This window comes from Pseudomonas viridiflava, assembly GCF_003702045.1.
Taxonomy (GTDB): Bacteria; Pseudomonadota; Gammaproteobacteria; order Pseudomonadales; family Pseudomonadaceae; genus Aquipseudomonas; species Aquipseudomonas viridiflava_C.
Window position 1 is genome coordinate 77,934 of sequence record NZ_RBTP01000054.1, and the last position, 11,365, is coordinate 89,298.

At 57.0% G+C, this 11,365-nt stretch carries 10 protein-coding genes and 1 pseudogene; 3 read left to right on the forward strand and 8 right to left on the reverse strand.

Going from position 1 to position 11,365, the window contains the following annotated elements; all coding sequences use genetic code 11:
• Positions 1-98: 98 nt before the first annotated feature.
• The 3 genes from ALP40_RS16965 to ALP40_RS16975 all read right to left on the reverse strand — a co-directional run bounded on the left by ALP40_RS16965 (position 99) and on the right by ALP40_RS16975 (position 3,152).
• The gene (locus tag ALP40_RS16965) at positions 99-920 is read right to left on the reverse strand and encodes a DeoR/GlpR family DNA-binding transcription regulator (protein ID WP_122209380.1); all 822 of its coding nucleotides are present in this window, start codon (positions 918-920) and stop codon (positions 99-101) included.
• 105 nt (positions 921-1,025) lie between these two features.
• On the reverse strand, positions 1,026-1,799 hold the full coding sequence (locus ALP40_RS16970; RefSeq protein WP_122209381.1) for an L-iditol 2-dehydrogenase: 774 nt from the start codon (positions 1,797-1,799) through the stop codon (positions 1,026-1,028).
• 45 nt (positions 1,800-1,844) lie between these two features.
• Positions 1,845-3,152: a sugar ABC transporter substrate-binding protein gene (locus tag ALP40_RS16975; protein ID WP_122209382.1), complete on the reverse strand. Its 1,308-nt coding sequence runs from the start codon at positions 3,150-3,152 to the stop codon at positions 1,845-1,847.
• A gap of 292 nt (positions 3,153-3,444) precedes the next feature.
• Here ALP40_RS16975 and ALP40_RS16980 point away from each other — a divergent pair, with 292 nt between their 5' ends.
• On the forward strand, positions 3,445-4,368 hold the full coding sequence (locus ALP40_RS16980; RefSeq protein ID WP_122209383.1) for an AraC family transcriptional regulator: 924 nt from the start codon (positions 3,445-3,447) through the stop codon (positions 4,366-4,368).
• 25 nt (positions 4,369-4,393) lie between these two features.
• Here the strand turns inward: ALP40_RS16980 and ALP40_RS16985 are convergent, their stop codons facing one another.
• Together ALP40_RS16985 and ALP40_RS16990 are read right to left on the reverse strand one after the other, a co-directional pair.
• A complete protein-coding gene (locus ALP40_RS16985) occupies positions 4,394-5,650 on the reverse strand; it encodes a sodium:proton antiporter (RefSeq protein WP_099228709.1) in 1,257 nt (418 codons plus the stop codon).
• 305 nt (positions 5,651-5,955) lie between these two features.
• Positions 5,956-6,288 carry a DUF2790 domain-containing protein gene (locus ALP40_RS16990; protein ID WP_122209384.1) on the reverse strand — a complete coding sequence of 111 codons (333 nt, stop codon included), beginning with the start codon at positions 6,286-6,288 and terminating at the stop codon, positions 5,956-5,958.
• A gap of 242 nt (positions 6,289-6,530) precedes the next feature.
• Here ALP40_RS16990 and ALP40_RS16995 point away from each other — a divergent pair, with 242 nt between their 5' ends.
• Together ALP40_RS16995 and ALP40_RS17000 are read left to right on the forward strand one after the other, a co-directional pair.
• Positions 6,531-6,755, forward strand: coding sequence for a hypothetical protein (locus ALP40_RS16995; protein ID WP_183136056.1), 225 nt, complete (start codon positions 6,531-6,533; stop codon positions 6,753-6,755).
• A 330-nt stretch (positions 6,756-7,085) separates the two neighbouring features.
• Positions 7,086-8,411 carry an OprD family porin gene (locus ALP40_RS17000; protein ID WP_122209386.1) on the forward strand — a complete coding sequence of 442 codons (1,326 nt, stop codon included), beginning with the start codon at positions 7,086-7,088 and terminating at the stop codon, positions 8,409-8,411.
• A 517-nt stretch (positions 8,412-8,928) separates the two neighbouring features.
• Here the strand turns inward: ALP40_RS17000 and ALP40_RS17005 are convergent.
• From ALP40_RS17005 to ALP40_RS25590, 3 genes and pseudogenes are all read right to left on the reverse strand, one after another.
• Positions 8,929-9,960 (reverse strand): sel1 repeat family protein, encoded by a 1,032-nt coding sequence (locus ALP40_RS17005; RefSeq protein WP_122209387.1) that lies wholly within the window; start codon positions 9,958-9,960, stop codon positions 8,929-8,931.
• A 90-nt stretch (positions 9,961-10,050) separates the two neighbouring features.
• Entirely contained in the window at positions 10,051-11,100 is a 1,050-nt protein-coding gene (locus ALP40_RS17010) for a sel1 repeat family protein (protein WP_122209388.1), read from the reverse strand.
• Positions 11,100-11,365 (reverse strand): annotated as a pseudogene (locus ALP40_RS25590) (phospholipase); the annotation flags it as partial. The pseudogene ALP40_RS25590 and the gene ALP40_RS17010, both read right to left, overlap by 1 nt.

The window sequence follows — 11,365 nt, forward strand, 5'->3', positions numbered from 1 at the left end:
CCTCACGCTGATCGTTCCTACGCTCCAGCGTGGGAATGCATCTCGGGACGCTCCGCGTCCGCTTCCAAAGGCGACGCGCAGGTGAGGGCGGGACGAACCTAGCGCTTGCCGCCCACTGGGGCGAGCAGCAGTTCGATGCGTTGTTTGCGGATGCCGTCGGCGGCGGCTTCGGCCAGGGCGGCGTCGGTGATGATGGTGTCGAACTGATCCAGCCCGGCGACCTTGTACATGCCAAAGGTGCCGTATTTGGAGCTGGTCGCGACCAATACGGTCTGCGAGGCGGATTGCATGGCGGCCTGTTTGACCTCGACTTTCAATGCCGAGGGCGTAGTCGTCCCGCGTTGCAAGTCCCACGAACTGGTGGACATGAACGCCACGTCTGTCGCCAGTTGCCGCAAGGTCGCGGCCGCCAGCCCGCCGACGCTTGAGCGGTTCGGGTGATCGAGCAGGCCGCCGGTGTGAATCACATCCACATGCCCCGCATCGGCCAGCGCACTCACCACGCCAAAATCGTTGGTGACCACGGTCATGCCCGACAACGCAACAATGTGCGGCACGATCTCCAGAGTGCTGGTGCCTGCATCCAGATAGATCGTCATGTCCGGGTGCAGCAGACCTGCCGCCAACCGAGCCATCCCCTGCTTGTGTGGCAGCTCCACCACCGCTTTGGACTGGTGACTGGGTTCGCTGTGCAACTGACTGGCGATGCGCACGCCGCCTGTCACCGAATAGGCACGTCCTTCCTGCTCCAGCAACGCGATGTCACGGCGGATGGTCATGTGCGAACAGTCGAACATCTCCATCAATTGATGCACGCTGAGTACCTGATGCTTGCGCAGCTGCCGCAGCATCAGCTCCCGGCGTTGATCGGGAATCATCGGTGTGCCGCCAGCTATGGCGAGCTCCTCTTCGGTGGACATTGCAGCTCCTGTGCCTCGGTAATGCCGCGAATCGCAACGTGCGGTCCCGGCATCTTAGCCAATCGCCTCGTCAATGGAAGTGGCGACCGGCTTTTGTTCACAGGATCAGCTCATCCAGTTGCCGCCATCCACGTTGTACGTCTGCGCCACCACATACTCACTGTCGGACGAGGCGAGGAAGATCGCCATGCCGGTCAGGTCGTCTGCCGTGCCCATGCGGCCGAACGGCACTTGCTCGCCGACCAGTTTCTTCTTCTCGCCCAATGGACGGTTTTCGTAACGGGCGAACATCGCGTCAACGCCGTCCCAATGCTCGCCATCCACCACGCCGGGCGCGATGGCGTTGACGTTGATGCGGTGTTTGATGAGGTCCAGCCCGGCCGACTGGGTCAGGCTGATCACGGCCGCTTTGGTTGCGCAGTACACGCCCACCAGTGCTTCACCTCGTCGGCCTGCCTGGCTGGCCATGTTGATAATCTTGCCGCCCTGTCCCTGAGCGATCATTTGCCGGGCTGCGGCCTGGAGGGTGAACAGCGTGCCGGCGACGTTGATCGAGAACAGGCGCTCGAAACTGTCTCGGGTGATGTCGACAATCGGCGCCAGATCGAACAGCGCAGCGTTGTTGATCAGGATGTCCAGCTTGCCGGTCTGGGCGACGACGGTCGCAATCGCCTGATCGATGGACGCCTGATCGGTCACGTCCATTTTGACTGCGTAGGCGTTGGGGCCCAGTTCGCTGGCCGTGGCTTGCGCACGCTCCAGATTGATGTCGGCGATGGCCACGGTTGCGCCTTCGCGGATGTATGCCTGTGCGAAGGTGCGTCCGATGCCTCGGGCCGATCCGGTGATGAGCGCGCTTTTACCTTCCAGTCTTTTCATGATTCGTCATCCGTTTTGCATAAATGGGGGAGGGTGGTCTGCCCGTTACTTCGGATACCCGGCGCGTTTCATCTCCCGTTCAGTCGCGGTCTGCGCAGCGCCGAGGGCCTGTTCGACGGTGACTTGCCCGGTCAGCGCCGCAGTGAACAGCTTGCCGACCGACGTGCCGATGGCCTGGAATTCCGGAATGGTCACGTACTGGATGCCGACGTAAGGCACCGGTTTGGCGGACGGATGCGCAGGGTCGGCGTGCTGCATCATCTGCAGGGTCACTTTGGCGAACGGCGCGGCCTTAAGGTAAGCATCGTTATAGGTCGAGGTGCGAGTGCCTGGCGGTACGTTGCTGATGCCGTCTTTCTCGGCGACCAGTTGAATGTATTCCTTCGACGTCGCCCACGCGATGAACGCCTTGGCTGCCTCCTTATGTTTGGAGGTGACAGGAATCGCCAGCGACCAGGCGTAGAGCCACGACGAACCCTTGTCGGTCACTTCCGTTGGCGCGGGCGCGAAGCCGACGCTGTCGACCACCCGGCTCTGCGCCTTGTCCGTGGTGAATGAGCCCGCGACGCTGGCGTCCACCCACAGCGCACACTTGCCGCTGTTGAACAGGGCCAGCGTTTCGTTGAAGCCGTTGCTGGTCACGCCGGGCGGTCCGTACTTTCTGAGGGTGTCGACGTAGAAGTTTGCCGCTTTGGTCCATTCCGGGCTGGTCAGTTCAGGCTTCCATTGCTCATCGAACCAGCGTGCGCCGAACGCATTCGCCATCGTGCTGAGCAGCGCGATATTTTCACCCCAACCGGCTTTGCCGCGCAGGCACATGCCGTACAGCCCTTTGTCCGGTTGATGCAGCCTGGCGGCAAACTCGCCCAACTGCGTCCAGGTCGGGCGCTCCGGCATGCTCAGTCCTGCCTGTTTGAACAGGTCGGTGCGGTAGTAGGTGATGGTGCTTTCGCCGTAGAACGGAAGGGCATATAGGGTGTCCTTCACCGACAAACCCTGGCGCACGGCGGCGAAGATGTCTTGCAGGTCATACTCAGGCGGCAGACCGGTGATCGGCTCAAGCCACTGCTTGGCGCCCCACAGCGGTGTTTCGTAGGTGCCGATGGTCAGCACATCGAACTGACCGCCTTGGGTCGCGATGTCGGTGGTCAGGCGCTGGCGCAGCACGTTTTCTTCCAGCACCACCCAATTGAGTTTCACGTCGGGATGCTGCTGCTCGAAGATGCTCGACAGTCGCTGCATGCGGATCATGTCACCGTTGTTCACGGTGGCGATGGTGATGGTTTCAGCTGCATGGCTGACGAGGGCGAAGGACAGACCGGCGGACAGGAAAAGCGCTTTGTGCATCTTCATCGTCGTGCTCTCCACTCCGCGCCGCTGCTGGCGGGAGTTATTGTTTTTGTGGGAGGCCGTGGCGTTCGTGACGCAAGGCTGTTGTTCGGCGCAGACTCGATTACAGCAGTCAAGCCAAGCGCGAACAAACGCACTGAGGATGGCTTCCTGATACTTTTTTAACCGGGTGCCCTCCAGCCGTCCGAAATCAAAAAAGTATCAGTCTCGGTCGGTATCACCGCTAGCGAGACGGGAGGGGGCAGCGGTATGTTGGCGTATCCACGCAGCATCAATAACGACAAAGGGGCATGCGATGCCTGACAGCCGAGCGGCTCTTTTCGAGCAGCGTCCTGCCGAACTTGAAATCATTCTTCCCGAGCCCGACCAGTGCTTTCGCTGGTACGAGCACGACTATCCCTACGCACTGGCGCGCTGGAATCATCACCCCGAATTCGAGATCCACCTGATCCGCCGTGGCAGCGGCAAGCTGGTGGCGGGCGATTACATCGGCGGGTTCGACGCAGGTCATGTTGCGCTTATCGGTCCCGACCTGCCCCATGACTGGATAGGTGATCTGGCACCGGGCGAGCATCTGTCCGGGCGCGACGTAGTGTTGCAGTTCGATGGCGCGGCGCTACTGGCGTTGCGCAAGACGCTGCCGGAGCTGGGTGAGGTGCAGCGTTTGTTCGAGCAGGCGCGTCGCGGTCTTGAATTCAGTGGCGCAACGGCAGTGCAGGCTGCGCGGTTGATGGAGGCGATCGGCAGGGCACAAGGTCTGGAGCGGCTGATACTTTTTCTGCAATTGATCAACACGCTCAGCAAGGCTCCGTCACAGGAGTCTCATTTGCTCGCCAGCAGTTGCTACGCACCGACCCTGGACGCGCGCAGTTCCGAGCGGATCAACAAGGCGTTCGACTACCTGTTGACCGAACTGACCAATGACATTCGCTTGTCGGTCATCGCCCAGCGGCTGGAGATGACCGATCCCGGTTTTTCGCGTTTTTTCAAACGCATTACCGGCCACGGCTTCATTGATCTGATGCGCAAACTGAGAATTCAGCGCGCCTGTCGGTTGTTGTTGCAGTCCGATCGTTCGGTTTCGGACATCTGCTTCGAGGTCGGCTACGCCAACCTCTCCAACTTCAACCGGCACTTTCGCGTCGAAATGGGCCAGACGCCCAGTGATTACCGACGTGCGGCCACGATGACCCTGTTCAACAGGGCACGCAGCGCCTGAGGTTTTGCAGCCGACTGCCGCTTATTCAGTGCGCGGAGTCTTTGACCTGCGGCTCGCGGGTGACGGCTTTGACCAGCTTGCCGATGGTCAGCCCCTGCAACAGGATCGACAGCAGCACCACAATGTAGGTAATGCTCAGCAGCAGGTCGCGTTCCGGGCCTGTCGGCAGGGCCAGCGCCAGCGCAACCGAAACACCGCCGCGCAAACCACCCCAGGTCAGGATACGCACGGTGCCCTGCGGCACAGACCGCCAGCGACGCAGCAGCAGAATCGCCGGTGCCACGGTGACAAACCTCGACAGCAGAATGGCCACGGCCAACAGGCTTGCGGCAATCAGGTGCTGCCACGAGAACGGCAACAGCAACAGTTCCATGCCGATCAGCGCAAACAGCATCGCGTTGAGCATGTCATCCAGCAATTCCCAGAAACCGTCCATGTAACGACGGGTCATGTCGTTCATTGCCAGATTGCGTCCCAGGTTACCAATGATCAGACCCGCCACGACCATCGCGATAGGGCCGGAAACATGCAGCTCCGAGGCCATCGCCGAGCCGCCGATCACCAGCGCGAGGGTCAGCATGACCTCGATCTGGTATTGCTCGATACTTTTGATCATCAGGTACACGGCATAGCCGATCAGGCCGCCGAACAGCACGCCGCCCACGGCTTCGTGCACGAACAACATGGCGGTTTCGCCCACTGTCGGTGTTTCGCCCAACTGCGCGATGCCCAGCAATACGGTGAACACCACCACGGCGGTGCCGTCATTGAACAGCGATTCGCCGACAATCGTGGTCTTGAGCGGTTTCGAGGCATTGGCCGTTCGAAGCACGCCCAGCACCGCAATAGGGTCGGTCGGCGAAATGAGTGCGCCAAACAGCAAACAGTAGAGCGGGCTGACATGCCAGCCGAACAGGGCAAAGATCCAGTACGCCAGCGCACCGATCACGGTGGTTGCAATCAGAACGCCGAAGGTTGCCAGCAGGCCGATGGGCCAGCGATAGCTGCGCAGGTCCGCGAGGTTGACGTGCAGGGCACCCGCAAACAGCAGAAAGGACAGCATCCAGTTCATCAGCAGGTCGCCAAAATCGATCTGGCCGATCAGTTCCTGAACGCGATTTTCAAGGCCCGGAAAGCCCATCAGGCTCAGACCCTGCAGGATCAGCGAGAACATCAGCGCAGTGACCATTACGCCAATGGTGGGGGGCAGACCGATAAAGCGAAAATTCACATAGGTCAGCAGCGAAGTGAGGCAGATAAAAGCAGCAACTAGTTCAAGCATCCGTCATTCCAGAATCCGTGTGTCCAGTTTCGATTGCGGCGCGGCCGAGCCACACCCAGGCAGAGTGTGATGGTCCAGGCAGCCATTCAGGCACATTGCGCTAAACACGCATGGGGGTTTGCGTTGACCACGCAACGCCCTGCATGTTGCAAAAAAGAGCGGCAATCAGACGGGGGAGCGACAGGGAACGGAGCCTTGCGCAGGGGAAACAGACGCGAAAAAATCAGCCCGGACTGGGGTCCGGGCTGATGGTGGGTGGAGCGTTGGGTTCAGTGTATCGGGGTGGCCTCCTGGCATGTCTGGAATCATTGGCTGTTACGGCACCCGCTGAGAACCTGGTACTGAACGGTGTTCAGATCGCCTTTGGAATCCTGGTAAGTCATCAGTTTCGGCATAACGCTGCAGGTCTTGACGTCCGGCGACTTGCGGATGACTTTCGCGACATCCAGGTGCATCCCGTAATGGTATTCCTTGATTTCTGGCATCGCCTTATTAGCGCGGGTTGCATACTTTTGCACAGCGGCCTGGTGGTCTTTGATCAAGGTTTCTGCCTTGACTTCATCTGAGGTGTAAGCAAAAGCGCTCAGAGGGGAAAGAATCGCCAGGGCCAGCAGCAGGGATTTAGCAGTAGTGCGCATCTTCGTTAACTCCGTTGTTTGAAAGTGAGATCAATGTAACGGCCGACGGTTAACGTGAACGTTACTGAATAATTACGTTTTTGTAAGTTTGGAGATTACGCGGTTTTTCAACGGTTTTTCGTTCATGACGAATTTGTCATTTTGCGCTCATCTTCCTGTTAGTTGGTGGGGCGTACGCTTGACTCATTCCTGGCAAGCGCACAGCGCACTGCAGGATCCAGACATTAACGAGAGAAGAGGAAATGACGATGAAACTGATTAAATCGATGGTCTTTGCAGTAGCTGCCTTGTCCTTTACAAGTGCCTTTGCAGACGACGGCAACGAATTCGCAAGCACGGCTGCCGACAAGATGCGGGCGGCGCAGGACCAGCGTTTTCAGGAGTCCCAGCGCGTCAAGCAGAACGAGCAGTACGTGAATTCGGACGATAAGTCCAACACTGAGAAGTCCACCAAGTCCGACGGTTAACCCCTTTGGCCTGCAACGAGCAGCTACCCTGTTCGCCTCTAGTAGCTTTCCGGCTCCTTTGGTTGAGGCGAATCTTTAAGCGTCCTTCGGGACGCTTTTTTTTGCACGTTAGAAATTGCAATATGCCAATTGGCATATTGCGTTAGTTCAGTAACTCTGAAGCTTGATAAGGCCATTAGTAGGGCGGGACTTTCTTTCAGATTTGTAATTCGCGTGTCATCTTCGCGTTATCTCCGTCTCTTCAAGATTGCCCTTCACTGGCAGCCCTTTATTAATAAAAACATGCCAGGTCGACACGTTTACCCGATCTGCCAAATGAACGGAGCGCACATGACTCAACGTAAAAGACTTTCCCTCGCCCTGTGCTCGACCCTCGCCGGTATCACACCCTTAGCCGCCTTCGCAGAAGAGCAGAAAGAAGGGTTCGTCGAAGGCAGCACGCTCACTATTCTCAACCGAAACTTCTACATGAACCGTGACCACCGCAACGGTGAGTCGAGCCCAACGGGCAGCGGCTACTCCGAAGCCTGGGCGCACGGCATCATTGGGCGTTTTGAATCGGGCTTTACTCAAGGCACCTTCGGCGTCGGCCTCGATGCGTTCGCAATGGTGGGTATCAAGCTCGACACGGGCGACGGTCGAAACGGCCTGCAAACCCCTTTCTCGGTAATGCCTGTTGACTCGGACGGCAATGCGCGCGACGAGTACACCAAGATCGGCGGCGCGCTGAAAGCCCGTGCCTTCGACACCGTGGTTCATGTTGGCGACGTGTTTCCCGTGACCCCGGTGGTCGCTTACGGCGATGCACGCCTGTTGCCGGAAAGCTTTCGCGGCGTGACCGCCAGCAACACCAGCATTAAAGGCCTGACCGTTCAGGGTGGTCGTCTCAACGGGATGAGCCAGCCTGCCTCCAGCGACATGAAGGAAGGCTTCTCCACGTTCTACGCCGGCCCGGTCGACTCGCCCTGGCTCGCCTACTTCGGCGGCGATTACGAGGCCACCGACAGGCTTAGCCTCTCGCTGTACACCAGCCGGTTGAAGGATGCCTGGGATCAGAAATACGGCTCGGCGTCCTATGTGCTGCCGATCACCACCGATCTGGTCATGACCAGCAGCCTGAACTATTACAACGCGACCGACGAAGGCAAGCGCTTGCTCGGCGAATTCGACAACGACATCTGGAGCGCCAGTGTCGGCCTGAAATATGGCGCACACAGCCTGGCGGTTTCCCATCAACGCAACCAGGGCGACGATGACTTCGACTACCTGAGGCTGTCCGACTCGATTTACCTGGCCAACTCCATCCAGTACAGCGACTTCAACTCCCCGAAAGAACGCTCGTGGATGGTCACCTACAACCTGGACATGACCACCTACGGTGTACCCGGCCTGACGTTCATGACCCGTTACGGCAAAGGTACCGATGCCGACTACTCCAACGCCAACAGCACCTACATGCGCCGCGACGCACAAGGCAACCCGCTGACCGACCAAAAACGCTGGGAGCGCAACATCGAAGCCAAGTACATCGTCCAGACTGGCACCATGAAGGACCTGTCAGTACGCGTACGCCAAGCCACGACCCGAGCGACCGAGTTCGAGCAGAACCTGGATGAGGTGAGGGTGATTGTGGAGTATCCGTTGAGTGTGTTGTGAGGTCGCCCGTGGAGGCTCACTGGTGATTTTGATAGGGATAACTGACCTCACGTATCCTCGGCATTAATTGCCGGAAAGATTTCTGCTCGGCATACGTTGCCGAGCAGTCAACCGTCGCTGCACCCAGCCCACATGATTTACGTAGACAGGCGTAATTTTACTCGAAACGCTCCTGCCCCCGATCGTGGTCGACCATCACGTGTTCTGGTGATACGTAAAGCTACCCCTCATCGACCAGCTCATGTCTCGGCTGATGTTCTGTCCAGCGCGTCGTACTTCAAGCAATGATCGACCTTGAATTGCTCAGTTCAGATAAAGCCGAATTTGGCGGCGTTGAAAGGCATTTGCAGACAGTGAACGGTGCGGGGTCTGATCATCCTGTTTAGCGGACAAGTCCGCTTCTACGCCTTGAGTCTGAAAGATCGATTAACCGTCACTGAGCAGGTTTTGCATGCGCTATTGACCGATAGCACATGCAACCTTGAGTCAGGGTTTAGGCCGCTGATGTGTCATCTGGTCAATTCTTCTTGTGCAGCAGTGACTCCGGTAGAGGTTTGCCGGTTTTCGGGTCAAGGAGCTTGGCTTTGGCCAGTTGTTCGATCAGGGCTTCGGTGGGTTTGGTTGGCTGGACGTTGGCCTTGCGCTCCTCGACCCATTTCAGCTTGCCATCCCAAGCGGGAAGTTTGGCCGGTGGCAGAGGGACGATATCGTTGATTTCGGGGACGGTAGGGTTGGCGTAGGACCATCGACTTAGCAACTTGCTAATTTGCTTATAGCGCTCGGCCCGCTCAGGATCTTCCTTTTGTCCTAAATAATGTAAGCGGTCATCTGGCAAAGGGCCGCGGAAACCCTTTCCTAGAAAAGATGCGGAGATTGCATCACCCGAAGCTACACCTAATTGAAAGGCTTCAAGAGCGTCTCCATAACGCCTACTATTTTTCATGTCCACGCCCATTGAAGCCGCTGCATCACCGTTACCCTGTTCCGCTGCGCAGCGGCGCATTTGACGAGCAATATCGGGTGCGATGTTTATAGGAAATAGCTTTTCGGCTACATGGGTTTGAGCTTGGGCGTTACCTTCATCCGCTGCCTTGCGGTAGTAACGCAAAGCCATTTCCGGATCCTGCTGCAAGCCAGCACTCCCCCGTTGCAGGTAGGTAGCTATGAAGTAGTAACCTGTCGCGACCTTTGCATCGATTAATTGCTGGCTCAGACGCAGCAACTCTTCGCCGCTTAGCTTGAACTGTCCTCGCATCGTACCGTTCTGCAGATTGACATTGGCTTTGTAGTGCCGATTTTCAGCGGCAATGCGATAAAGCCGTTCGATCTCCGTATCAACGGTCGTGTCCTGCTTGAGTTGATTGTCTTTCTGCAGCCACCGGGCATATTGAAAAAGAACGTCTGTATCGGCAGAAGCTGCCGGGATCTTTTCATGCACACAGGTAAACGCCAGTTTGGCATCGACCCCGGCAAGGCGATCCATTCCATGAGGACCTTCTTGGGCGCAGGCTGCGACCAACAGGCCGGACAGTAGAGTAATCAAACGCATCACACGGTTCCATTGGTGAATAAACGCATCATGTGCTGTCATTAACCAGCGTTAGGGCTGGCCTGACAGTGAGATGGCGAGGCAAACGTATCAATCTTTCTCGTAGAGCGGTGATTCTGGCAACGACTTGCCAGTCTTCGGATCGAGGAGCTTGGCTTTGGCCAGTTGTTCGATCAGGGCTTCGGTTGGTTTTGGTGGCTGCACGTTGGCTTTGCGTTCCTCGATCCATTTCAGCTTGCCGTCCCAGGCGGGAAGTTTGGCAGGAGGCAGGGGAACGATTTCGTTGATTTCTGGGACAGTGGGGTTGGCGTAGGACCATCGACTGAGCAACTTACTAAGTTGCTCGTAACGCCCTGCGCGCTCAAGATCTTTTTCTTGACCTAGGTAATCCAATCGATTATCAGGAGCAGGCCCCTGAAAGCCGCTATCCAGAAAGGATGCGGCGGTCTCATCACCCGCTGCGACACCTAGCTGAAAAGCTTCGACAGCTTCATTGTAATGTCCGTCAACCGCCAAATCATTAGCTAAGGCGGTTGCTGCCTTACCGTTTCCCTGAACTGCTGCGCAACGACGCATCTGTCGCGCGACGTTCGGAGCAACATCAATGGGTTCTAACTGGTCAGCTACATATCCCTGAGCCTGCGCACTGCCTTCATCGGCTGCCTTTCGGTAGTAACGAAAAGCCATTTCCGGGTCCTGCTGCAGGCCAGCAACACCTCGCTGCAAGTAAGTCGCAATTAAGTAATACCCAGTTGCAACCTTTGCATCAATCAACTGCTGACTCAGCCGCAGGACCTCCTCGCCGCTCAGTTTGAATTGTCCGCGCACCGTTCCGTTCTGCAAATTGATATTGGCTTTGTAGTGCTGGTTTTCAGCGGCAATCCGATAAAGCCGTTCAATCTCGGGATCAATAGTCTTGTCTTGCTTGAGCAGATTGTTTTTCTGTAGCCAGCGAGCATATTGAAAAAGAGCGTCCACCTCCTGTGAGGTTGTCGGAATTTTTTCATGCACGCAAGTAAACGCCAGTTTGGCATCAATATCGCTCAGGCTATCCAAGGGAATGTCCTTTGTCCGTAAATTATTTGCGTTGGCGCTTATGCACAAAAGCAGTAGGCCAGAAAACAGAAAAGTCAGGCGCATCAGTCGAGGTCCTTATAATTGGCATCGCCGTAATGAAATTCTACGAGAGATGTCTCGGGTGATAATTTTTTCGACCGAAATGTTTTATTTTTTGAAATGATTTTAGCCCATGAAAAAAATGCCTCCTCAGGATCATCCTGCGCCCCCTTATTCCCCGTATGCAGCCCCCACAACCTGCGCCTCAACTGCTGTGTCGTGTCCGCATGCTCATGACAAATATTCAGTTCACTGTCACCCATCATGCTGCGGGTGTTGATGTTGGCAG